This is a genomic window from Syntrophorhabdaceae bacterium, assembly GCA_036504895.1.
Lineage (GTDB): Bacteria > Desulfobacterota > Syntrophorhabdia > Syntrophorhabdales > Syntrophorhabdaceae > PNOM01.
Genome location: DASXUJ010000080.1, coordinates 13,238 through 35,406 on the forward strand (window position 1 = coordinate 13,238; position 22,169 = coordinate 35,406).

At 51.8% G+C, this 22,169-nt stretch carries 24 protein-coding genes; 16 read left to right on the plus strand and 8 right to left on the minus strand.

Annotation, left to right across the window (positions count from 1 at the left end):
• Positions 1-74: 74 nt before the first annotated feature.
• The 5 genes from porB (at position 75) to VGJ94_11235 (ending at position 5,056) form a co-directional block, all read left to right on the plus strand.
• Positions 75-1,007: a pyruvate synthase subunit PorB gene (gene porB, locus VGJ94_11215; GenBank protein ID HEY3277181.1), complete on the plus strand. Its 933-nt coding sequence runs from the start codon at positions 75-77 to the stop codon at positions 1,005-1,007.
• 24 nt (positions 1,008-1,031) lie between these two features.
• Positions 1,032-1,505, plus strand: coding sequence for an NAD(P)H-dependent oxidoreductase subunit E (locus tag VGJ94_11220; GenBank protein HEY3277182.1), 474 nt, complete (start codon positions 1,032-1,034; stop codon positions 1,503-1,505).
• Positions 1,502-3,355 (plus strand): NADH-ubiquinone oxidoreductase-F iron-sulfur binding region domain-containing protein, encoded by a 1,854-nt coding sequence (locus VGJ94_11225; GenBank protein ID HEY3277183.1) that lies wholly within the window; start codon positions 1,502-1,504, stop codon positions 3,353-3,355. Before VGJ94_11220 ends, VGJ94_11225 begins: the two co-directional genes overlap by 4 nt.
• Before the next feature lie 10 nt (positions 3,356-3,365).
• Entirely contained in the window at positions 3,366-4,076 is a 711-nt protein-coding gene (locus VGJ94_11230; protein HEY3277184.1) for a 2Fe-2S iron-sulfur cluster-binding protein, read from the plus strand.
• A 218-nt stretch (positions 4,077-4,294) separates the two neighbouring features.
• Entirely contained in the window at positions 4,295-5,056 is a 762-nt protein-coding gene (locus VGJ94_11235) for a RodZ domain-containing protein (GenBank protein HEY3277185.1), read from the plus strand.
• A 54-nt stretch (positions 5,057-5,110) separates the two neighbouring features.
• On the opposite strand, the gene fsa is transcribed toward VGJ94_11235, so the two are convergent.
• From fsa to VGJ94_11250, 3 genes are all read right to left on the minus strand, one after another.
• Positions 5,111-5,755: a fructose-6-phosphate aldolase gene (fsa, locus tag VGJ94_11240; protein ID HEY3277186.1), complete on the minus strand. Its 645-nt coding sequence runs from the start codon at positions 5,753-5,755 to the stop codon at positions 5,111-5,113.
• A gap of 168 nt (positions 5,756-5,923) precedes the next feature.
• Entirely contained in the window at positions 5,924-6,469 is a 546-nt protein-coding gene (gene folK / locus VGJ94_11245) for a 2-amino-4-hydroxy-6-hydroxymethyldihydropteridine diphosphokinase (protein HEY3277187.1), read from the minus strand.
• A gap of 5 nt (positions 6,470-6,474) precedes the next feature.
• Positions 6,475-6,672 (minus strand): twin-arginine translocase TatA/TatE family subunit, encoded by a 198-nt coding sequence (locus VGJ94_11250; GenBank protein HEY3277188.1) that lies wholly within the window; start codon positions 6,670-6,672, stop codon positions 6,475-6,477.
• A gap of 120 nt (positions 6,673-6,792) precedes the next feature.
• On the opposite strand from VGJ94_11250, the gene def reads away from it, so the two are divergent.
• From def to VGJ94_11265, 3 genes are all read left to right on the plus strand, one after another.
• Positions 6,793-7,290 (plus strand): peptide deformylase, encoded by a 498-nt coding sequence (def, locus tag VGJ94_11255; GenBank protein ID HEY3277189.1) that lies wholly within the window; start codon positions 6,793-6,795, stop codon positions 7,288-7,290.
• Positions 7,287-8,216, plus strand: a complete 930-nt coding sequence (gene fmt / locus VGJ94_11260; protein HEY3277190.1) for a methionyl-tRNA formyltransferase — start codon at positions 7,287-7,289, stop codon at positions 8,214-8,216. Before def ends, fmt begins: the two co-directional genes overlap by 4 nt.
• A 97-nt stretch (positions 8,217-8,313) precedes the next feature.
• Positions 8,314-10,011: a LysM peptidoglycan-binding domain-containing protein gene (locus VGJ94_11265; GenBank protein HEY3277191.1), complete on the plus strand. Its 1,698-nt coding sequence runs from the start codon at positions 8,314-8,316 to the stop codon at positions 10,009-10,011.
• Between the two features lie 158 nt (positions 10,012-10,169).
• On the opposite strand, the gene VGJ94_11270 is transcribed toward VGJ94_11265, so the two are convergent.
• From VGJ94_11270 to pyrR, 4 genes are all read right to left on the minus strand, one after another.
• Positions 10,170-10,622 carry an N-acetyltransferase gene (locus VGJ94_11270; GenBank protein HEY3277192.1) on the minus strand — a complete coding sequence of 151 codons (453 nt, stop codon included), beginning with the start codon at positions 10,620-10,622 and terminating at the stop codon, positions 10,170-10,172.
• 151 nt (positions 10,623-10,773) lie between these two features.
• Positions 10,774-12,063: a dihydroorotase gene (locus VGJ94_11275; protein ID HEY3277193.1), complete on the minus strand. Its 1,290-nt coding sequence runs from the start codon at positions 12,061-12,063 to the stop codon at positions 10,774-10,776.
• On the minus strand, positions 12,060-12,983 hold the full coding sequence (locus VGJ94_11280; GenBank protein ID HEY3277194.1) for an aspartate carbamoyltransferase catalytic subunit: 924 nt from the start codon (positions 12,981-12,983) through the stop codon (positions 12,060-12,062). The genes VGJ94_11275 and VGJ94_11280 overlap by 4 nt, the downstream gene beginning before the upstream one ends.
• Positions 12,983-13,513, minus strand: a complete 531-nt coding sequence (gene pyrR, locus VGJ94_11285) for a bifunctional pyr operon transcriptional regulator/uracil phosphoribosyltransferase PyrR (GenBank protein ID HEY3277195.1) — start codon at positions 13,511-13,513, stop codon at positions 12,983-12,985. Before pyrR ends, VGJ94_11280 begins: the two co-directional genes overlap by 1 nt.
• Before the next feature lie 347 nt (positions 13,514-13,860).
• On the opposite strand from pyrR, the gene VGJ94_11290 reads away from it, so the two are divergent.
• From VGJ94_11290 to ruvB, 3 genes are read left to right on the plus strand one after another with little or no spacing between them, the layout of a single operon-like run.
• On the plus strand, positions 13,861-14,346 hold the full coding sequence (locus VGJ94_11290; GenBank protein ID HEY3277196.1) for a crossover junction endodeoxyribonuclease RuvC: 486 nt from the start codon (positions 13,861-13,863) through the stop codon (positions 14,344-14,346).
• The gene (ruvA, locus tag VGJ94_11295) at positions 14,343-14,957 is read left to right on the plus strand and encodes a Holliday junction branch migration protein RuvA (protein HEY3277197.1); all 615 of its coding nucleotides are present in this window, start codon (positions 14,343-14,345) and stop codon (positions 14,955-14,957) included. The genes VGJ94_11290 and ruvA overlap by 4 nt, the downstream gene beginning before the upstream one ends.
• Positions 14,954-15,997 (plus strand): Holliday junction branch migration DNA helicase RuvB, encoded by a 1,044-nt coding sequence (gene ruvB, locus VGJ94_11300; protein ID HEY3277198.1) that lies wholly within the window; start codon positions 14,954-14,956, stop codon positions 15,995-15,997. The genes ruvA and ruvB overlap by 4 nt, the downstream gene beginning before the upstream one ends.
• Positions 15,998-16,051: 54 nt before the next feature.
• Here ruvB and VGJ94_11305 read toward each other — a convergent pair whose 3' ends face one another.
• On the minus strand, positions 16,052-17,536 hold the full coding sequence (locus VGJ94_11305; protein HEY3277199.1) for a S1 RNA-binding domain-containing protein: 1,485 nt from the start codon (positions 17,534-17,536) through the stop codon (positions 16,052-16,054).
• A 327-nt stretch (positions 17,537-17,863) separates the two neighbouring features.
• Here VGJ94_11305 and VGJ94_11310 point away from each other — a divergent pair, with 327 nt between their 5' ends.
• From VGJ94_11310 to secF, 5 genes are all read left to right on the plus strand, one after another.
• A complete protein-coding gene (locus VGJ94_11310) occupies positions 17,864-18,553 on the plus strand; it encodes an FKBP-type peptidyl-prolyl cis-trans isomerase (protein ID HEY3277200.1) in 690 nt (229 codons plus the stop codon).
• Positions 18,554-18,808: 255 nt separating this feature from the next.
• Positions 18,809-18,997 (plus strand): ferredoxin, encoded by a 189-nt coding sequence (locus VGJ94_11315; GenBank protein ID HEY3277201.1) that lies wholly within the window; start codon positions 18,809-18,811, stop codon positions 18,995-18,997.
• 76 nt (positions 18,998-19,073) lie between these two features.
• Entirely contained in the window at positions 19,074-19,478 is a 405-nt protein-coding gene (locus VGJ94_11320) for a pyridoxamine 5'-phosphate oxidase family protein (protein HEY3277202.1), read from the plus strand.
• A gap of 151 nt (positions 19,479-19,629) precedes the next feature.
• On the plus strand, positions 19,630-21,222 hold the full coding sequence (gene secD / locus VGJ94_11325; GenBank protein ID HEY3277203.1) for a protein translocase subunit SecD: 1,593 nt from the start codon (positions 19,630-19,632) through the stop codon (positions 21,220-21,222).
• Positions 21,222-22,130 carry a protein translocase subunit SecF gene (secF, locus tag VGJ94_11330; protein ID HEY3277204.1) on the plus strand — a complete coding sequence of 303 codons (909 nt, stop codon included), beginning with the start codon at positions 21,222-21,224 and terminating at the stop codon, positions 22,128-22,130. Before secD ends, secF begins: the two co-directional genes overlap by 1 nt.
• Positions 22,131-22,169 lie beyond the last annotated feature (39 nt).

Here is a 22,169-nt window from a genome sequence, read left to right on the forward strand (position 1 = left end):
GCGTGAGGAACGGCCGATGCTTCGAGATGGTCTAAGAAAATAATGAGAGCACATGGAGGGAGGGATTAAAGAGTATGACGATTCCCGAGATTGATGTATATGCGGCAAATACGGTTCCAAGAGAGGAATATGCCGTACCGGGCCACAGGGCATGCCAGGGATGTGCAGAGATACTTGCCCTGAGGATGGCCCTCAAAATTTTTGGCAAGAATACGATCATATGCATGGCGACAGGATGCATGGAGATCATTTCGACTCCCCTGCCTTTGACCGATTGGAAGCTTCCCTGGATCCACGTGGCTTTTGAAAATGCCGCGGCAGTTGCTTCCGGAGTCGAAGGAGCGCTCAAAATACTGAGGGACAAAGGAAAGATTTCTGATAAACAGATTAATATAGTCGCCATCGGCGGCGACGGAGGGACAAGCGATATCGGACTCCAGGCTCTCTCCGGCGCGTTTGAGAGGGGGACCAATTTTACCTACATATGTGTTGATAACGAGGCATATATGAACACGGGGATCCAGCGGTCTTCGTCCACACCATATGGTGCGGCAACGACCACGAGCCCGCCCGGAAAGAGAAGCATCGGCCAGGCTACATGGAAGAAAAACATGCCGGCCCTGGCCGCCGCTCACAATATCCCTTACGTGGCCACTGCCTGTCCGTCTTATCCGTTCGATCTTTTCGAAAAGGTCAAGAAGGCGAAAATGGTGGACGGCCCCGCTTACCTTCATGTCCTCTCGGTGTGTCCTACGGGATGGAGAATACCGTCGGATCTTGCCATACGATATGGCCGCCTTGCGGTAGAATCAGGAATGTTTCCCCTCTATGAGATTGAAAAAGGGCGGTATAAGCTTTCTTTTAATCCGGACCCGCTCAAGCACGTCGTCGACTATATGAGCGGCCAGGGCAGATATAAACATCTCACTGTTCGCAATATTTCAGGGATTCAACAGAAAATCACCAGGGATTGGGAGAGACTGAAACTCCGTTGCGGTGTTAAATAATTATTTTGAGAGGTGGGGGTTTTTATGGAAGTTAACAGTGAAAGACTTCACGAGATAATAAACAAGTATCACGGCAGTGCCTCTCATCTGCTTGCCATGTTTCAGGACATTCAGAGAGAATATAGATATGTACCCAAGGAAGCGATAAAATTCGTGGCCGGGGAGCTCAATATGCCCCTTGCGAAAGCGTACGAGGTGGTGACCTTCTATAAGGCCCTTTCCCTCACACCCAGAGGCAGGCATACTGTCCATGTATGTATGGGAACCGCATGCCACCTCCGGGGAGGAACCAATATACTTGACGCTTTTGAACGTGAGCTCAGTGTTGGAGTGGGCGAAACAACGGAAAACGGGCTATTTACCCTGGAGACCGTGAACTGTCTGGGCGCCTGCGCCTTGGCGCCGCTCGTAAGGGTGGAGGAAAAAGATTTCGGTAAGACGACCCCCGGTGGGGTGAAAAAGATAATAAATGAATTCAGCGGCGGAGAACCCTCATGATTACCTCTCAGGAACAACTCCAATCTGTGGCGTCCGAATATAAGAAAAAGACCGCTGCTTTTGACGCAGTGATAAAAATATGCTGCGGCACGGGCTGCGTCTCTTCGGGTGCGCTCTCCGTGTATGAAGGATTGACGGCCGGCCTCCGGGGGGAAGGGCTGGCGGACAAGGTGCTTGTTAAGAAGACCGGGTGCCATGGACTTTGCGAACGGGGGCCGATCGTGGTCTTCGGCCAGGATGAGATTCTTTACCAAAGCGTGGGGAAAAGGAATATCGATGCCGATGTGGCCAGCCTCATCGCAACGGTGAAAGAAAAGAAGGTGGCGGAGCAGCTCCTCTACAAGGGAGAAGAGAAGGGGAAGCGATATGTCTCCCCTTATGAGATCCCCTTCTATTCGGGTCAGACAAGAGTGGTCCTGAGCCTCAACGGTGCGCTGGACCCTGAAAATATCGAAGAATATATTGCCGAGGGAGGCTACGGATCACTCCATAAAGCGTTGCACATGAGTCCTACCGAGATTATCGATTCGATCGAAAAATCGGGCCTCAGGGGAAGAGGCGGCGGCGGTTTCCTCACCGGCTACAAATGGCGCTCCTGCCGTCAGGCCCAGGGTAATCCCAAGTATGTACTCGCCAACGGCGACGAGGGCGATCCCGGAGCCTTTATGGACCGATCGCTCATGGAAGGAAATCCTCATGCCATTCTCGAAGGCATGGCCATCGGAGCTTTTGCGATAGGATCCGGGCAGGGATATATCTATGTCCGCGATGAATATCCTCTGGCAGTCCATCGCCTTTCGCTCGCAATTGAGAAGGCGAGGGAGTACGGGTTTCTGGGAAAGAACATCATGGGCACAGGCTTCGATTACGATATAGATATTTTCCGGGGCGGTGGAGCTTTTGTGTGCGGTGAGTCTACAGCGCTCATATCCTCCATAGAAGGAAAGGCGGGAGAGCCGCGGTCCAAGTATACCCACACCGTCGATAAAGGCCTGTGGGATAAACCCACCAATTTAAATAATGTGGAGACATGGGCAAACGTTCCCCATATCATTGACAAGGGTTGGGAATGGTTTCAATCGACCGGCTCGCCGCGAAGCAAGGGGACGAAAGTCTTTTCTCTCGTGGGGAAGGTGAAGAACACGGGACTTATAGAAGTGCCCATGGGAATAACCCTCAAAGAGATCATATACGACCTTGGGGGCGGCATACAGGGCGATAAGAAATTTAAAGCGGTTCAGACCGGCGGGCCTTCGGGGGGCTGTATACCGGAGGTTTACCTCGACATGCCCGTGGATTTCGATTCTCTCACGAAGCTTGGCTCCATGATGGGATCAGGGGGCATGATCGTGATGGACGAGAGGAGCTGCATGGTTGATGTGGCGCGGTACTTCCTCAACTTCCTGGTGCAGGAGTCGTGCGGTAAGTGCACCCCATGCAGGGAGGGGGTCAGGAGGATGCACGAGATAGTCGACCGCATCTGTCGTGGCGATGGCTGCCGTGGAGACGTGGAGCACCTCGAGGAGCTCGGAAAGGCAATTCAGCTCAGCTCCCTGTGCGGCCTCGGACAAAGCGCTCCGAATCCGGTCCTCTCGACGATCAGATTTTTTAAAGAAGAGTATATCGCTCACATAGAGGAGAAGAGGTGCCCTGCGGGAATATGCAAGGACCTCATCAAAATGCAGATACTGCCCGACCTGTGTACCGGCTGCATGCGTTGTGCCGGCGAGTGCCCCGTCGGATGTATAGAAGGTGAAAAGAAGGGCGTTCACGTTATCGATCAGTCGCGATGCACGAAATGCGGGGCCTGTTATGATGCCTGCCGGTTCGGCGCAGTTAAAATCGAATAGGAGAGCAAAAGTGATTGAATTTAAATTGAACGGCCGGGATGCGCAAGGTAATCAGGGCGAAACGATACTCGATGCGGCGAGAAGAGAGGGGATCGACATTCCCACTCTCTGCCATAATGAGATCCTCGGCTCCGACGGAAGGTGCAGGCTCTGTATGGTCGAGGTTCAAAAGGGCAACAGACGAAGAACGGTGGCATCCTGTCTTTATCAGATAGAGAAGGGCATGGAAGTCTTTACCGAGACGCCTGACATCCATGCCATACGACGGGCCCTTCTCGAGCTGTTTCTCGCACGAAATCCGGCCTCCGACGTAGTTCGCCACCTTGCCGAAAGATATGGAGTTAAAGAATCAAGGTACGGCAAGGACAACGATAAAGGTAAATGTGTATTATGCAGCCAGTGCGTGAGGACGTGTGAAACCATCGTGGGAGTGACTGCCCTGGGTTTGAGCGGCAAGGGACCGGCCAAAAAGGTAGCTACGCCTTTTGATGAGCCGTCGGAAGCATGCATCGGTTGTGGGGCATGCGCCGCTATCTGCCCCACCGGTCACATCTATATGGAAGACAAAAAGGGCATAAGGACGATCTGGAAAAAACAATTCGACCTTGCAAAGTGTCCGGTGTGCGGCAGGTACCATGCACCCGTCATGCAGCTTGAATTCATTTCGGAAAAATCGGGAACCCCTCTCGATGAACTCCTGACTTGTCAGGACTGCAGGTAAGTCGCATATTTTATATTGAAAAAGGTATTTAATAGCGTATAAACTAAACAATAATGTGACGAGAGTCACAGAAATCAGGTGAGTTTTATGTTTCTATTAAGATATTCGATGATCTTTCCGATATACATACAAGTACCATGTCAGGAGAACAGCTCGCGGCTGCGGGAGACACACGGACATGCTCGGTTACGGCGTGACATCATGCGGAGGAGTAAGGTATGAATATTGATCTTGCCGGAATTGGTCAAATACTCAAAAAGAAAAGAGAAGAGAAGGAGTTGAGCGTCGCCCAGGTAGCGGAGAGGCTGTGCCTCAGAAAATCGCTTATCGAGGCTATCGAGGCAGGAAATTGGGCCCCCTTGCCTCACGAGGTGTATGTAAAGGGTTTTGTGAAGGAATATGCGACTCTTCTTCACGCATATGCGGAAGTGACTCCGTACTTCATCGACCCGGAAGCTGCGCCGCCGCCTCCGGTTGTGGAAACCGTTATCCTTCCCCAGGTACCGAAAGCCGAACCCACGGGCAGGCGCTTTTTCAGGGCACGGTATGCCGTCTTCATAATTCTTGCGATCATTATGGGTATTTTTGCATATGACCGAATGGAGCGTCAAAAGACGATCGTCTCCAAAACGGAGACTGCGACAAGGATAGCTGAGAAAACCCCTGATGAGGCCCCGGCGAACAATAATGTCCGGCCCGTATCCGAGGTGAAAAGTGAGGGCGATACAGGAACTCTTTCAGCCGCTGAACCGAAGCGCCTTATGATTACCTGTCAAGAGCGAACCTGGATCAGCGTGGTGATTGACGAAAGCGAGAAGAAAGAGTTCATGCTGAGTCCTCACGAGATCATCGTCGTAAATGCGAAAGAAAAATTCGACCTTCTTATCGGTAATGCGGGAGGCGTGAAGATTCTCCTCAATGGTAAAGATACGGAATTCACCGGTAAGAGCGGTGAAGTGAAAAGGATTCAATTCTCCTAAAAGAAAAAAGAAAACCGGCCGAGGCCGGTTTTCTTTTTTCTCCCCATAGTCTGCTCATTTCTTTGTGCTTTCCCAGTCCTTCAGAAATTTGTCGAGCCCGATATCCGTCAACGGATGGCTCATGAGCTGGCTCAATACGTTAAAGGGTATGGTTGCTATGTCCGCTCCGATTGTCGCCGCCTGAAGCACGTGGAGAGGACTCCTGATGCTTGCGACGATGATCTCCGTCTCAAGTGCATAATTCGAAAAAATGGTAAGGGTATCCTCGATGATGTCCATGCCCCTGCTGGAAATATCGTCGAGCCTTCCGATAAAGGGGCTCACGTAAGCAGCGCCCGCCTTTGCGGCAATAAGAGCCTGGACAGGCTGAAATATGAGAGTCACATTCGTTTTGATGTCTTCACGGGAAAGGCTGCGGACGGCCTTAATGCCTTCTTCGGTCATGGGTATCTTCACCACCACATTCGACCCCAGGCCGGCGAGGCGCCTGGCTTCTTCGCACATGGGGCCGGAGGTTTTGGAGATCACTTCAAGGCTCACGGGGCCCTCGACCAGCGCCAGTATCTCCTTGATTGTTTTGTCCGGATCTTTTTTTACCTTGGACAGGAGGGACGGGTTGGTAGTCACTCCGTCTACGAGCCCCATTTCAAGTCCCTTCTTAATTTCGTCTACATTAGCCGTATCTATGAAAAATTTCATTCTCTCCTCCTGCTATTTTGTCTGTTTCTGAAAATATCCTCTTTTGTCCCATCCCTTTTTTCCCTACTGATTGAGCCCTCTCCGGGACAGGCCGGGCGAGAGCCGGCACATTCTTCTATCATAAAAATGACGCCTTGTGAAATGTTTTTCCTGTAAGAAAAGTTACTTTCAATGGGAAGATTTTGCAAAGGGGATGGTGGAAATCAGGCCCATCACTTCGGTCGCGCCCATAAGAATCGAGATAGTCTGCGAAGAATCGATCCCGGCAAGAAAGGATGTGAGGGGCTGTTTCAATGCCGGGTGAAGGAGGGAAGGGTCGATTTCTATGCAAGGTACGAGCACGAACCTCCTCCTGTGAAGCTCCGGATGGGGTATTATGAGAGAAGGCGTGGATATGACAATAGCCCCGAAGAGCAGGATGTCGAGGTCTATTACCCTGGGTCCCGAGGGGATGGTTCTCTTACGACCCATATCCGACTCTATGCCATTCAGGAGCAGAAGGAGGTCCGGGGGCGAACCATCCCAGAGGATCGAAAAGACACAATTAACGAAGTCATCCTGGAGTATGGGCGATACAGGGGATGTGGCATAGAATGAGGATATTCCGAGCAACCGCGTCCGGCCGTCCCGGAGCGTTCTTCCCACGGCCTCCGCGCAATGCCGGACCCCGTCGCCCATATTGGAGCCTACGCCTATGAATACCCTCTCATCCACGATGGTCAGGCAATCTTATCTTTTTCTTTGGGGTTGTCGCTGGAGGGAAGGGTTTCTTTGCTTTCAGGCTCGCTGACGGCCTTTTTGAATCCTTTTATGCTCTTACCGATAGCTCCGCCGATCTCCGGAAGTTTGCCTGCGCCGAAGATAAGAACGACTATCACCATTATTATGATAAGCTCAGGAAAACCCAGACCGAACATGAGAATAGCTTACCATGTACCGTTATCGCCGTCAATCCCCTGGAACGCATTCTTTCCCGGGGCCTCTTTCAACCGCAGACAAGGTTGACTGAGAAAGGAAATTCCTCTAATATATAGGCTATGGCATTAAAGGAGATAAGGATTTATCCGGACCCGGTGCTACGCAAAACAGCGGTGAGAATCGACTGCGTAAGCGACGAGATCGTGCGACTTTCTCAAGATATGATAGAGACCATGTGTCTGGCAAGTGGCGCCGGCCTCGCGGCAACCCAGGTCGGTATAGGGTTGAGGCTCATAGTGATAGACGAGCACATGACGGGGGATAAAAAGCCGATCGTGTTGATTAATCCCGAGGTCCTCCTTTCAGAAGCAGAGGAAACCGTCGAAGAGGGCTGCCTGAGCGTGCCGAAGTTCTTTGAATTCGTGAAAAGACCGAAAAGGGTAAGGGTAAGGGCGGTTGACCTGAGGGACGAGGTCATCGAGATCGACTGCGAAGACCAGTTGGCAAGGGCCCTGCAGCATGAGATAGACCACCTCAACGGTATCCTCTTTATAGATCATCTGAGTCCCTTAAAAAGGGAGTTCTTCAAAAAGAAATTCATGAGGCCCAAAAGGTGAGGGTCGCCTATTTGGGGTCATCGAGTTTCTCAGTACCTCCTCTAAGGTCCATTCTTTCCGATGTCGCATTGGTGATCACTAAGAAAGCCAAACCTAAAGGGCGCGGATATCTCCTTGAGAATAATGAAGTGAAGCAGATCGCATTAGAATCGGGAATTCCCTTTGTCGAGATAGATTCCTTCAGGGACGATGCCGCACAACAACTCAGGGAGTACGCTCCCGACCTTCTGGTGGTCGCGTCATTCGGCCTTATGGTCCCCCGGTGGGCCCTCCTCCTCCCTTCCATGGGCCCCCTGAATATTCATCCCTCTCTTCTGCCGAAATACAGAGGTCCTTCGCCCATTCAGTGGGCGATCTGGAACGGTGAGAGCGAAACCGGGATCACCTTCATACGAATGAATGAAAAGATGGACGAAGGCGACATTCTCTATCAGACCCATGTGGGGATTGAGCCGGGCGAAAATGCAGTGAGCCTGTCGGAGCGGCTCTCTCGTAAGGCCGCCGAGATACTCCCCGGGTTCATCGACAATCCGGAGAACCGGGAAATGGGTGCCGGCATTGTTCAGAATTCCGAAGAGGCCACCTATACTCCCATTATTACCAAGGAGATGGGGAAGATCGACTGGAGTCTCGGCGCCCTCGAGATTACCAGACAGATCAGGGCACTAGCGGGCTGGCCCACTGCGTTTACCTTTCTTGACGGACTCCTCCTCAAGATTTTTGACGCAGATATCTATGATCCGGCTGCCGCGGGCGAACCGGGTCTCATAACGGGATTGAGAAAAGAGGGATTTCTTGTCTCCACGCCGAATGGTACGGTTGTTGTATACGAAGTTCAACTGGAGAACAAGAGGAGGATGAATGCCTATCAGTTTGCCCAGGGCTATAGGACCCTTATTAATAAACAACTGGGAGAGCGGGGTTAATGTCATTTATCTCGTGTCATTTTTCTGTTGACATGAGATTCTTTTCCCTCTATTATCAAGTCTGAATGGTACAGTTCTTGCTACGTAAGAGGGGACAATGAAGAGGCTTTGTATTGCGTTCGTTATCCTCGTTTTTTTGGCAGGCTGTGCCGGCACCGGAAAGGTAGCCACTACCGACCATGTCTCACGACAGCAGGATTCCGACCTTCCCGCCACGGACCTTATAAAACCTTCCAAACTCGAAGGGGCGATAGCAGGGGATCGAAAGAAGCCAAAGTCAAAATCCAAGGTAAGGTTCGGGGTTCCCGATGATGACGAGGATATCACCTCTCTTCTGGAACACGATGATTTCAAGGATTTTGATCTTCCGATTGTATTCAATGATGCGGTGAAGTATTACGTCCTCTACTTCACCAATGGGAAAAAGAAGGTCTTCGCCAATTGGCTCAAGAAGTCCCGCCGCTACGTCCCTATGATAAAAGTGATTCTCAAAGAGCACGGCCTCCCCGAGGACCTGGTGTATCTCGCCATGATAGAAAGCGGTTTCAATCCGAAGGCGTACTCTCCTGCGAAAGCGTGCGGTCCCTGGCAGTTCATCTACGAAACAGGCGGCAGATATGGACTCAGGGTTAACTTCTGGATAGATGAAAGAAGAGACCCTGAGAAATCGACTGTGGCGGCTGCCAAATATTTGACGGACCTTTTTAACCAGTTCGGCCACTGGTATCTTGCGGCAGCGGGATACAACGCCGGAGAAAGGCGCGTGGAGAAAGCTATCGAGAAGCACAATACCAATGATTTTTGGGAATTATCCAAATATAACGCCCTACCGAGGGAGACCAGAGAGTATATCCCCCGGCTTATCGCCGCCTCTATCATTGCAAAAGACCCGGAAAGGTTCGGTTTCGGAAATATCCAGTATGATGAGCCCCTTACCTTCGTGGAAGTAAAAGTGCCGGGGGCTACCCTTCTCACCGCAATAGCGAGGGCAAATTCAATGGACGTCGGGGCTTTAAAATCCCTGAACCCGGAGCTATTGCGGGGCCTTACCCCTCCTTATTCCGACGAATATAAAATCAAGCTTCCTGCCAGAACAAACGTGGAGCGGTTTTTGGCGAAGCTCGAGACGTCGTCGGTAGACGAGAGAAAGATAAGAGACGTAATCGTCTACAAGGTCAAGAAAAAGGATACGGTCGCAAAGGTATTGAAGAAATATGGAGTTACCATGGAAGAGCTCTATATGGTGAACGAATGCGACGACCGTTTGAAGATAAAACCGGGTATGGTGCTGAATATCCCGACATTTTCATCGCCATCCCCTGACAGCACGATCAAAGCCGCCTCGGTCGTCTCTCCGGTTCGGGAAGTCGGCGCACTCCCGGAATCCCCTCGCGTGAAACAGACGAAGGCCGAAATACTTACAGAGCCGGTAATACAGAAGCAGGCGGAGAAGCCGGGCATGACGAGAGGTTATCACGTGGTAAAAAAAGGCGAGACCCTTTCAGGGATATCGAACATGCACGGCGTCGATACGGCGAGTCTCATATCCTTCAACGACTTGAAGGGCGGGAAAGTTTACCCGAACATGAAGCTCAGACTTGCAAGCAGCGATAGCAGGAAAAAGAAGGAGGCCTCTCCCAGGGTCAAACTTCACACGGTGAAGAAGGGAGAGACCCTCGCGCAGATATCCGGTAAATATGGCGTGAGCGTCGCAAGTATCAAATCGGTGAATAACTTAAAAGATGGTAGAATCCATGCGAGCATGACGCTCAAGATAGTGTCCGACCGCGGATGATTGGGGCGCGGGCAAGGTCCATGGCGACCGCATCGGTAGACATCGGGCTGAAGCTACCCGGACCGGCTTTTACTGCATCGGGGGATCACCCCTTATCATGATTTTCGAACAGGCTACACGCACTCATCGTCGTGTGTTAGACAAATATTGGGACTAGATTATACCTTCAGGACGAGATTTATCATGTCTCCCCGCGAGAATCCCATGGCGTGAAAAAACTGGAGCAAATCCCAATCATTCCAGTTCACGAGGGTATAGATCGTATCGACGCCATATTTTTTGATATTTGAGATAAGCGCATTCGCGAGGACCTTGGCGATACCCCTGTTTTGGTAGTCCGGATCTATGCCGATCGTGTCGATCCAACCGATATTATTCGGGACCTTAAACTCCCAGCCGCTCACCTCGCCCAGAATGAAGCCTGCCACTTTTCCGTCTATCTCAGAGACAAGGGATGCATCATGGGGTCTTGACTCAGCCTGTTTGATTATTTTTGTGTTCCAATAATCTCTCCTCGACTCCCCCAAAACTTTTATGTCAATTTCTACTATGGAATCCAAATCATCCTTGGTCATGTACCGCACGCTCAATTTGTCGAAAAAGTTGCTCATATCCCTCCCTCGCTTGTTCTTTTTTTAACATACTATGGAATTCCAGTGATGTCAAGGATTTGAAAAGGAAAAAAGGGCCGTCGGGTTCGGCATTACGCCCTGGGCAGGAAAATATCTTTAGGAGAGAAGCCGTGGAAATGTTTATTTTATTCTATGCCGAAAACCCTTTGTCCCTGTATACAATCGAGCCATTGACAATGGTGAGCAGGTTCTTTCCTTTGAGCTTCCACCCGCCGAAAGGCGTATTTCTGCCTTTTGACAGAAAAGCGGCGGGATCCACCGTCCAGGGCTTGAGGGGATCAAAGACAATGATATCGGCCGCAGTCTCGGCCGCAAGCGTGCCATAGGGAAGATTCAGGAATCCGGCGGGATTCACCGTGAATTTAGCAAGCAGCTCTTTTAGTGGAAGCACTCCTTCATGCACGAGCCGCAAAGACAGAGCGAAGGCGGTTTCCAGCCCCGATATCCCGGGCGCGGCTAGGTCGAACTCTACGTCTTTCGAGGTGAGGTCGTGGGGCGCGTGGTCCGTGGCGATGATGTCGATTATATTGCTTCTCAACCCCTCTTTGATCGCCTCCATATCGGATAGCCCCCTGAGGGGAGGGTTTACCCGAGTATTTGTATCATAGGAGAGGGTGGCCTCATCGGTAAGAGAGAAATAATGGGGACACGTATCACACGTAATTTTGCGGTAGCGCTTTTTTGATTCTCCGATCGCATCGACACTTCCGGCAGTCGATATGTGGGTGAGATGGACAGGAGAGCCTACATAGGCGGCGATTGCCATGTCACGCTTCACAATGATCTCCTCTGCAATGGAGGGGACGGCAAGGAGTCCCGAAAGCAATGAGGCGGCGCCTTCATGGACATAGCCGTGTGAAAGGTCCTCATCCTCGCAATGGGAGATGACGGGGATATTGAAAAGCTTGACGTATTCGAAGGCCTTTCTGAGAAGCTCCGCATTTTTCACCGATCTTCCGTCATCCGATATGGCGACGATGCCGGCATTGAACATATCGCCTATCTCCGAAAGCTCTTCACCCTTAAGTCCCTTGGTGATGGCCCCGCAAGGATAGACCCGGCAGGCCCCTTCAGCTTTTGCCTTCTCCACTATGGCTTCAGTAACGCTCCTGTTGTCGTTGACGGGGGAGGTATTGGCCATGCATACAAGTGTGGTGAATCCGCCCCTCACGGCAGCCCTCGTGCCCGTGGCGATTGTCTCTTTGAACTCGAAACCCGGCTCCCTGAGATGGGTATGCACGTCTATGAGGCCCGGAGCGACCACATACCCGGAGACGTCGATAACACGGACGTCTCCCTTCGACACCGTGATATTCCGGTCTATCTTCTCGATCTCACCGCCGTGTATCATGACATCCATAACCGCATCGAGATCGGTGGCGGGGTCAATAACCCTGCCGCCTTTCAAAAGGATTCTCATGTCTCACCTCCCGTGAGGAGATAGAGAACCGCCATCCTCACGGCAACACCATTTTCCACCTGTTCCAGAATTACCGAATAGGGACCGTCGGCCACTTCGTCGGCGATCTCGATACCGCGGTTCATGGGACCAGGGTGCATAATAATCACGTCTTTGGCCGCTTCTTTGAGATGTTTCTTCTTCAGGCCGAAAAGGGTGGAGTATTCTTTTATGGAAGGTATGGCAGTCACCCCGCCCCGTTCTTTCTGTATGCGCAGCATCATAATGACATCGGCGCCCCTTACTGCCCTGGTGAGATCATATTCGACCTTCACGCCCAATTGTTCGATACCCTGCGGTATCATCGTGGGCGGGGCCGAGCAGGTGATCTCCGCGTTGAAATGGGCGAGGGCGAAAATATTCGATCGGGCGACCCTGCTGTGGGCAATATCGCCCACGATGGCGACCTTAAGCCCGTCGAGAGAGCCCTTCTTCTCTCGCATGGTAAAAAGGTCGAGCAGCGCCTGGGTAGGGTGCTCATGGGAGCCGTCCCCTCCATTAATTACCGCTGAATCAAGGATACGGGAGAGCATATGAGGAGCGCCCGGCATGCTGTGCCGGATGATGATCACATCAGGCTTCATGGACTCGAGGTTCCTTCCCGTGTCCTTCAGGGTCTCGCCTTTGACGTAGCTGCTCGTGCTGGCAGTCATATTTATTGTATCGGCGCTAAGGCGTTTGGCGGCGATTTCAAATGAAATCCGCGTGCGGGTGCTCGGCTCATAGAAAAGGGTGATAACGGTCTTGCCCCGCAGGGTAGGGACCTTCTTTATTTCTCTCCGGGATACATCCTTGAAGGATTCAGCGGTATCGAGAATGGAGAGGATCTCCTCTTTGGCGAGCCCTTTTATGCCGAGAAGGTCTTTCCTGGTCCACTCCATCACGACCTCACGAGCACTACTTCGTCTTTCTTGTCCACTTCGCGCAGACGCACCAGGACCTCCTCGCCGGGGTCGACCGCACATACCACCCCCGCATAATCGGGATGGATGGGAAGCTCTCTTTGACCCCTGTCCACGAGCACCGCGAGTTGAATCTTATTCGGTCTGCCCAGGTCCATAATCGAATCAATGGCGGCCCTGGCGGTCCGGCCGGTATGCATTACGTCATCGACCAGGACAATCGTCTTACCGGTGAGGTCGAAGCGGATTTCCGTCTTCTTGAGCACCGGTGTTTTCAATTTAAAAATATCGTCCCGATACATGGTGATGTCGAGCACCCCCACGGGGAGTGATATTCCTTCGACCTCCAATATTTTATCCCTGATCCGGTTGGCCACGTGGACCCCCCTGGTGCGGATGCCTATAAGGCTCAATGATGCGCATCCTTCGTTTTTCTCGATAATCTCATGGGTGATCCGGTTGATCGTTCTTTCTATCGCCTTCTTATCGAGGAGCGTCTTCTTCTTCATCAGTCATCCATCCGGATTGCTTTATGAGGACACATTTCCACGCATGACGTGCATTCGATGCAGTCCTCGGGGTGAGAAACGATTACCTTTCCGCCTGTAAACATAAAGACTTCATAGGGACAGGTTTCAACACATTCACGACACTCGGTGCATGATTCACTGGAGATGTAAGGTCTCACTTACCATAGTACTATAGTTGGTCCGTATGAAAAAATCAATCGGGAATCTGCGGGGAAAGAGAAAAAGAGTGCGTAAATGAGGGGGGCCTTTCTAGTTTACAAGGCGCGTCGATTCCTGATATGATGATAAAGGAAAGATGAGAGCCCCCCGACTTACGGCTATCCGTTATGATTATATTAGGCTTTGATCCAGGTCTGGCGAGCACGGGTTTCGGCGCCATTTCATGTGAAGGTCCCAGCCCCTCGCTCGTGAAATGCGGCCATATTAAGACATCGAAGGACGACGATATGTCCCGAAGGCTCTCTCAGATCTATGCCGACGTGAACGTGTTGCTTAGCGCAGTGAAGCCGGAGCTCGTGGCGGTAGAGAACATCTTTTCCCTCGTAAGATATCCCAGGGCAGGCATTCTTTTGGGGGGCGTGATCGGGGTCATTTACCTCGCCGTCTTTCAAAGCAATATGGCTATGAAGGAGATCACGACGAAAGAGGTCAAAAACGCCCTTGTAGGATATGGAAGTGCGGATAAAGATCAGGTGAGAAGGACCGTGCAGGCGATGCTGCAAATGGACGGGCTTCCCTCTTTTCACGCGGCGGATGCGCTGGCAGTGGCCCTCACCGCCTTTTACAGAAACGGTCCCGGAAGAAGATTATGATCTCCTATCTCGAAGGAAAATTGAAGGGCATCTACGATGAGCGGCTGACGCTGCTTGTAAACGGGATCGGCTATGATGTCCTGATCCCCGCCTATGTGCTGCACGAGATAAGGCGGCTTCATAAACCCGACGGGCCGCTGAGCCTTTATATCTCTTTCAATCAGACCGAGCGGCAGCCCAAGCCGATCCTCGTCGGGTTCACGAATGTGCTTGACAGGGAATTCTTCGAGCTTTTTATATCCGTCGAAGACATAGGGCCTTCCGCTGCAATCAAGGCGCTCGTGAGGTCCGCGCGGGAGATTGCCCATTGGATAGAAGAAAAGGATGTCAAGGCCCTGAGGCAGTTAAAGGGCATAGGGGAAAGAAAGGCGGAAAAGATAGTCGCCACGCTCCGGGGGAAAGTAGCGAAATATGCGCTCCTTCCCGAGGTACTCCTTCCTGCGGGCGAGGCCGAGGATTTCCGCAAGGAAGTGGAATACGTAATGGTGAGTCAGCTCGGCCATAAAACGATCGAGGCGAGAAAGATGGTCGAAGAGGCCATGAAGAGGAATCCCACCATCTCATCGTCGGAACAATTGTTCGAAGAGGTTTACCGGGGTCAGAAAAAATGATCAACGAAGAGATTACGACCGTAACGGAACAAATTGCCGAGGACAGGGCGACGGACAACGAGATTCATGTAACCCTGAGACCCACCATGCTCGCCGAATACGTGGGACAGGATAATGTGGTTGAAACCCTCAAGATCGCCATCGAGGCCGCCATATTGAGAAAAGAGCCCCTGGAGCATATCCTCTTTAACGGTCCCCCCGGCCTGGGCAAAACCACATTGGCTCATATTATTGCCAATGAGATGGGCACCCGCATCATCACCACATCGGGCCCCGCCCTGGAAAAAGGGGGAGACCTCATGGGGCTTTTGACCCATATGGAGAAAGGGGATGTCTTTTTTATCGACGAGATCCACAGAATACCCAAGGTGGTGGAGGAATTCCTCTATCCGGCCATGGAGGATTTCGCGGTGGATTTTATATTCGACAAAGGGGTCCACGCAAGGACCCATCGCTATCGTCTCGAGCAATTCACCCTCATAGGGGCGACTACAAGATCGGGACTCCTCTCCTCTCCGTTGAGAGAGAGGTTCGGCATTACCCGCGACCTTGATTTTTATACCGAAGCCGACCTGGTACGGATTATCAAACGATCGGCAATCATCCTCAATGTGTCTATCGACGAAAAAGGGGCTTATGAGACCGCGAGGCGGGCGAGGGGCACGCCGAGAGTCGCAAACAGACTGCTCAAGCGGGTGCGCGATTATGCACAGGTGAGGGCCGACGGAAGGATCACGGGCGCTATTGCCGTGGACGCCCTGGCGCTGGAAGGTATCGACGAGTGTGGTCTCGGGGAGATAGACAGGAAGCTCTTACGTACAATTATTCTTAATTACAGGGGAGGCCCCGTGGGCATCGAGGCGCTCGCCGCAACCCTTCAACTCGAGTCGGACGTACTCCTGGAGGTGGTGGAGCCTTATCTTTTAAAAACAGGGTTTATCATCAGGACTTCCCAGGGCAGGAGGGTATCGGAAAAGGCTTTCACTCACCTCAGGATACCTTTTAAAGGTACATCTGAAGGGCCGGGTTTGTTCGGATAATCTATCAGAATGAAGATACGACGGAGGGTCAGATACCTCCGTCGCCGGATGTCTCTATTTCTTTTCTCCCAATTTGGCCATGAGGAGCTCACCGAAACTTCCGAGTCCCCCCGGTGAGGTTTCCTGTTTCTTCACCGTATCCCTATACTGGCGATACTCGTCCTGGGCGACTTTTTCCTCTACTCCGCTTCGGCTGAAGGTTACCTTGCCCCGCTCCTGGTCCACTGCGGTCACCACAACTTCCATATTGGTTCCCTCAGGGAAAAGGCGACTGTGATTCGTCCCCCTGGGAGTTCCCATTTCAGAATTGGGAATAAAACCCTTTACTCCTCCCTCGGTGTGAAGAAAAAGCCCGTAAGGCATGATTTTCTCAATTCTTCCCTGGAGGATCTCTCCTATTCCCGGAAGGATCGGTCTTTCTTTCTCTACCTTCTGTTCCATGGAGAGAGAAATCTTTTTCTTCTGGGCGTCAACCTCCAGAATATAGACCTCTACTTCCTGGCCCACTTCCACCACTTCTTTCGGGTGTTTGATTCTTTTGCCCGGCGCAAGCTTTGAGACGTGGATGAGACCGTCGATACCCGGCTCCAGAGAGACAAAGGCGCCGAAAGGAGCAAGACGCACGATCTTCCCTTTTACCGCCATATCGGAAGAATATTTCTCCGCCACATCCGTCCAGGGGTCTGCCTGCATTGCCTTCAGGCTTAAGGTGAGGCGATCTTTTTCCCAATCCAGGGCAATCACCTTTGCCGTCACTTCCTGTCCGAGGTTGAGAATGTTTTCCGCCTTTTCAGAACGGTCCCACGCAAGCTCGCTCATCGGGATAAGACCATCTATACCGCCCAAATCGACGAAAACGCCAAAATTTTGAATGGACCGCACTTTAGCAGGGACTTCCATGCCTACCTGAAGGTTCTTCTTTAATGCTTCGACCTGAACCTGCCGTTCTTCTTCGAGGAGGGCTCGCCTGGAGACAATGATATTTCTGCCTCCTTCTTCGAATTCCAATATACGGAAGGGAAAGATCTCTCCCACATAGACGCCGGCATCCCTGCTGGCCCTGAGATCCATTTGAGAGAAAGGACAAAAACATCGGACCTTTCCTACCCGGACTTCAAATCCACCTTTGAGCTCTCCCGCCACTTTACCGTTTACCGGCAAGCCTGCCTCAAAAGCCTCGCGGATACCTGATAAATCAACGGTCGATACACCGCGTACGAGGGTGGTGAGTTTCTTTACTCCATTCTGGACGGTGACGAAGTGAACCTCCAGCTCGTCTCCCACCTTCACGGTGTAGTTGTTGTTCTCATCCATGAATTCGCTCAGGTCTACCACACCTTCGCTCTTGCCGCCGAGGTCAATGTAGACGAAATCCCCTGAAATGCTCACCACAAAGGATTTAATTTTCTGCCCTGGCTCCAGCCTTTTGGACATATTGCCGCTTTTTTCAAACAGCTCCGCAAACTGCTCTTCTTTGCCGGTTTCTTCGATTCTTACGTCAGCGGCCCCTTCGCCGCTCTCAAGATTTACTTCGGACATAACTCTTCACCTCTTACGTAACCCTGCTATCAGTCATTTTATATGGTTGGAGACCAACGAACTGTATGGCATGGTCGATATGTTTTCTCTAGCCTATATAATGTACATCTTCTTTGGCTCCTTGTCCAGCAAACTCTGCCGTTCCACCTTCTTTTTCCCGCTCCCCCCATGTTGCCGATCAGGCCGGTGGGGCCAGTTTACCAGTTTGACAATCGTAATTTGAGGGCTTATATTATGGTCCGTACAGGATTTTCATTACGCGACCTATAGATCAAATCAAGGCACCGTCTCATTTGAGGGGGTGACGTTATCCTGAAAGGAGCATTCATGAAATTAAAGATGATAGTGGTTTTGGCAGTATTGTTCCTCGCGACCCAGGTGGGCGCCCAGACCCCCACGGCTTTAAAAACCCCCAAAGAGAAGCTCAGCTATTCCATCGGTGTAGATATCGGGAATACCATTAAACGGCAGCAGATAGAGACGGATCCCTCCGTCCTTGCGCAGGGTCTTAAAGATGCCGTGTCCGGAAGCAAGCTCCTCCTTACCGATCAGGAGATGCGGGAAATCATGGTGGCTTTTCAGAAAGATATGGTGGCCAAGCAGACCGAGATGCTGAAAAAGGTCGGCGAAACGAACAAAAAAGAAGGGGATGCCTTTCTTGCGGAAAATAAAAAGAAGCCGGGAGTCGTCACATTACCGGACGGTCTGCAGTATAAGGTGATTAAGGAAGGAACGGGCAAAATGCCTAAAGCAACCGATACGGTCACCGTCCAATACAGGGGCACTCTTGTCAATGGATCGGAATTCGACAGCTCTTTTAAGCGGGGAGAGCCGGCAACCTTTCAGGTTTCGGGAGTGATCCCCGGCTGGACCGAAGCCCTTCAGAAAATGAAGACCGGATCGAAGTGGCAGTTATTTGTCCCGCCGAACCTTGCCTATGGCGAACGAGGGGCGGGCAATATTATCGGTCCGAACTCCACGCTGATTTTTGAGGTTGAACTGGTATCGATCAAATAAAGTAATCCCCCCATCCGGGCCTGTGACGGCAGCAGCCGCGCAGGCCCGGATCTTTAACCCGCCTCCCTGTCTAAAAGCTGAAGCAGGATTATTTGCTCGAGCCTTTGCCTTGACACGACAGGGCAGGGTAACTAATGTTCTTATAATCGAAGAGACCGCGCTCTTGAGCGGATACGGCTGGAATCAACGGTCGCGGCCGATATCCGTATCGAGGCCGTGGAACATAGATAATACTCGGCGTGGAGGAGGGCAGCGATGAAAGTCAGAGTAGATGGAGATGCATGCGTGGGGGACGGCTCCTGTGCGGAGACCTGTCCCGAAATATTCGTGATGGAAGGGGACCTTGCCGTAGTGAAGACGGAGAAGGTGCCCGAAGACCTTGAAGATGCCGTACGGGAGGCCTCAGACGCATGTCCCGTTGAAGCCATTCTGATCGACGAGTGAGACCCGACCTTTCCCGGAACGGTTTCGTGTCAACGGCAGTCCACGGCCCGTACATCCCGGGAGATAGAGAAGAAGGATGAATACCGCGGATATAGAGAAATCGGTTCTCCTCGCGCGCAGGATAGGGCACCTGTTTGTGGCTACCGCAAATGACAAGGGGGAGCCACACGTGGCGGTGGCGGGCCTCCTCGACTACCGGGGCGGCTCCCGTATCGGGGTGAGCGCCTGGTTTTGCCCCGATACCCTCGCCAACCTCCAAATGAACGGTCGCATATCGGTGGTGGTGTGGGATAAGGAAGGCGATACAGGGTACCAGCTCATCGGAAAATCCGAAAAGATCGAAAGCATTGCGATGATGGACGGCTATTCCCCGTCTGCCCGTGAAGCGGAAGCCCTGCCTCAGGTGGAGCGGCTCGTGACAGTGAAGGTTAATAAGGTGATCGATTTCCTGAGGACCCTGCACAGCGACCGCGAAAAGTAACTTTCAAGCCGGCCCCCTCATCCCCGAATTGGCACCGGCAAGTGACATAGGCGGCAATACCCGTCTTTGTGAGAAAATTCCCTTGACAAAAGAGCAGGATAAATATAATTTTGATATACTTTTTTCTAAGAATTCCACTATGAGGTCATAAGTGCTAAAGTCATTAAAACTGAGAGCCATTCTTATCCTAGTGTTTCTGGTAATCTCCATTGTTTACTGCCTGCCCAATGTGGTTGAGCTTAAAGGCGCCTGGAAGCAGTACCTTCCTTCGGAAAAAATTCATCTCGGTCTCGACCTCAAAGGGGGCATACACCTTCTCCTCGAGCTCGATACCGCCAAGATGATGGAAAATCTGGGGGAGAGAAAATTTAACGGCCTTAAAGATGCGCTCATCCGTGACGGCATCCGCTTCCTGTCCCTGGACAGGAGGGACGGCGCCGTATCGGTCACCGTGAGAGCGGATCAGAAGGAAAAGCTCTATAATGTGGTGGGAAAAGAGTTTCCCGATCTGAAAGCGGACACGACCCGCGTGGAAGGCGATAACTTCAGCGTCCGGTTTATCTGGCTTGAAAAAGAGATTGCCGCCCTGAAAGAACATGCGGTGGAGCAGGCCCTGGAAACCATCAGGAACAGGATTGACCAGTTCGGCGTAAGCGAGCCGGTGATCGCCCGCCAGGGAGAGAACCAGATCCTGGTGCAGCTTCCCGGAGTGAAGGACCCGGAGAGGGCAATCGAGCTGATAGGGAAGACCGCGCAATTGGAATTCAAGCTGGTAGATGAGGAAAATGCCGCCAAGGCAACCTCGGGCGTGGCCCCGGAGGGCGATGAGCTTCTGATGGAGAAGAGGAGAAACCGGGAGACGGGCATTGTCACCAGCTCACCTATTTTGCTCAAGAAGCAGGCCCTCCTTACGGGAGACTTGCTTACGAGCGCAAAAGTGGGCGTGGGAAGCGGACTCGGTTCGGAGATTAGGGTCGACATAGAATTCAACAGCGAAGGGGCGAGGATCTTCGACAGAATCACGGGGGAAAATGTAGGAAAACGTATTGCCATAGTGCTTGATAATACGGTCTACTCGGCGCCCGTGGTAAAGGATAGAATTTCAGGCGGCAAGGCCCAGATAAGCGGCGGCTTTACCATGGATGAAGCGAGCGACCTCGCCATCGTGCTCAGGGCAGGGGCCCTTCCTGCGCCGGTAAAGATCGTCCAGAATATCACGATAGGACCCACCCTGGGTCAGGATTCAATCAATAAAGGCATTCAGGCGGCGCTCCTCGGAGCGGTGCTCGTAATCATATTCATGGTCTTTTATTATCGGTATTCCGGCGTGGTGGCCGATATCGCCCTTTTTCTCAACCTGATTTACCTTCTCGGGGCATTCAGCGCAATGAAGGCAACCATGACCCTTCCCGGTATCGCGGGTATTATCCTGACCATGGGAATAGGCGTGGACACGAACGTTATCATTTTTGAAAGAATACGTGAAGAATTGAGGCTGGGCAAGACGGTGAGGGCCGCCATAGACGGAGGATATTCGAAGGCGTGGGTCACGATCTTTGACGCCCATATTACCACCCTCATTACCACTTTCGTCCTCTTTATCTTCGGCACAGGACCGATAAAGGGTTTTGCGGTGACCTTAAGCGTGGGTATCATCATCAACCTTTTTACTGCGGTCTTCGGATCCAAGGTTATCTTCGATTGGATCGTGACAAAATATAAACCAAGGAGTCTGAGCATCTGATGAAATTCAGAGAAATTATACAGAAACCCAATTTGGATTTTATAAGCCTGAGGAACAAGATGTTTCTCCTCTCCCTTATCCTCACCATTCTCGGGCTCGTTGCCTTTGTAATGACATCCTTCGGCAAGGCGAACATGAGCGTCGACTTCACGGGGGGAACGAATCTGCAGATCAGGTTCGCAGAGCCCGTAGGCATCGGGGAACTTCGCGACGCCCTGCTGACCGGGGGACTTCATGACGTGCAGATTCAGGAAGTCAGCGGCTCGAAAGAATTCCTTGTAAAGACGAAGATCGTTGACACTGAAAAGGAAAAGATCCAGGACATTCTGGGCAAGATAGTCTCCACCAAGCTCCAGGGGAAAAAATATGAGATCCTCGGGAGCAACATGGTCGGCTCCTCGGTGGGACAGACGCTCAAGAAGAACGCCATTATCGCCATAATCATCTCCCTGGTGTGTATAATCATCTATATCGCCTGGAGGTTTACCTTCGTCTTCGGCATCGCGGCCGCCATCGCGACCTTTCATGATGTAATCGCAATGCTCGGCATATTCTGGATCCTGAATGAGGAGATGAATATACTCTTCATCACCGCCCTTCTTACGATTGCAGGTTATTCCCTCACGGATACTGTAGTAGTGTTCGACCGTATCCGCGAAAATATGGCTAAAATGAAGTCGAAGTCGGACCTGGGCAATGTGATCAACCTCAGCATCAATGAGGTGCTGAGCCGGACCCTCATTACGTCCCTCACCGTGCTGCTCGTTCTCGCAGCCCTCCTATTTATGGGAGGAAAGGTGTTGTTCGAGTTTTCCCTGGCCCTTTTCATAGGCGTAATTATCGGTACCTATTCATCGATATTTGTGGCAAGCCCCCTTATCTTCCTGTGGAGAAAGAGAGTACGATAAGACTCCGTGAGGTAGCGTGATCACCCTGCCGGGGCTGAT

Coding starts and splice junctions, on each gene's coding strand:
- VGJ94_11290 (HEY3277196.1), top strand. CDS start 13,861: ATGATTATATTAGGCTTTGATCCAGGTCTGGCGAGCACGGGTTTCGGC.
- VGJ94_11310 (HEY3277200.1), top strand. CDS start 17,864: ATGAAATTAAAGATGATAGTGGTTTTGGCAGTATTGTTCCTCGCGACC.
- VGJ94_11280 (HEY3277194.1), bottom strand. CDS start 12,983: ATGGAGTGGACCAGGAAAGACCTTCTCGGCATAAAAGGGCTCGCCAAA.
- def (HEY3277189.1), top strand. CDS start 6,793: ATGGCATTAAAGGAGATAAGGATTTATCCGGACCCGGTGCTACGCAAA.
- VGJ94_11315 (HEY3277201.1), top strand. CDS start 18,809: ATGAAAGTCAGAGTAGATGGAGATGCATGCGTGGGGGACGGCTCCTGT.
- VGJ94_11320 (HEY3277202.1), top strand. CDS start 19,074: ATGAATACCGCGGATATAGAGAAATCGGTTCTCCTCGCGCGCAGGATA.
- VGJ94_11270 (HEY3277192.1), bottom strand. CDS start 10,622: ATGAGCAACTTTTTCGACAAATTGAGCGTGCGGTACATGACCAAGGAT.
- porB (HEY3277181.1), top strand. CDS start 75: ATGACGATTCCCGAGATTGATGTATATGCGGCAAATACGGTTCCAAGA.
- pyrR (HEY3277195.1), bottom strand. CDS start 13,513: ATGAAGAAGAAGACGCTCCTCGATAAGAAGGCGATAGAAAGAACGATC.
- VGJ94_11250 (HEY3277188.1), bottom strand. CDS start 6,672: ATGTTCGGTCTGGGTTTTCCTGAGCTTATCATAATAATGGTGATAGTC.
- VGJ94_11305 (HEY3277199.1), bottom strand. CDS start 17,536: ATGTCCGAAGTAAATCTTGAGAGCGGCGAAGGGGCCGCTGACGTAAGA.
- VGJ94_11265 (HEY3277191.1), top strand. CDS start 8,314: ATGAAGAGGCTTTGTATTGCGTTCGTTATCCTCGTTTTTTTGGCAGGC.
- fsa (HEY3277186.1), bottom strand. CDS start 5,755: ATGAAATTTTTCATAGATACGGCTAATGTAGACGAAATTAAGAAGGGA.
- VGJ94_11225 (HEY3277183.1), top strand. CDS start 1,502: ATGATTACCTCTCAGGAACAACTCCAATCTGTGGCGTCCGAATATAAG.
- ruvB (HEY3277198.1), top strand. CDS start 14,954: ATGATCAACGAAGAGATTACGACCGTAACGGAACAAATTGCCGAGGAC.
- ruvA (HEY3277197.1), top strand. CDS start 14,343: ATGATCTCCTATCTCGAAGGAAAATTGAAGGGCATCTACGATGAGCGG.
- VGJ94_11235 (HEY3277185.1), top strand. CDS start 4,295: ATGAATATTGATCTTGCCGGAATTGGTCAAATACTCAAAAAGAAAAGA.
- secF (HEY3277204.1), top strand. CDS start 21,222: ATGAAATTCAGAGAAATTATACAGAAACCCAATTTGGATTTTATAAGC.
- VGJ94_11275 (HEY3277193.1), bottom strand. CDS start 12,063: ATGAGAATCCTTTTGAAAGGCGGCAGGGTTATTGACCCCGCCACCGAT.
- VGJ94_11220 (HEY3277182.1), top strand. CDS start 1,032: ATGGAAGTTAACAGTGAAAGACTTCACGAGATAATAAACAAGTATCAC.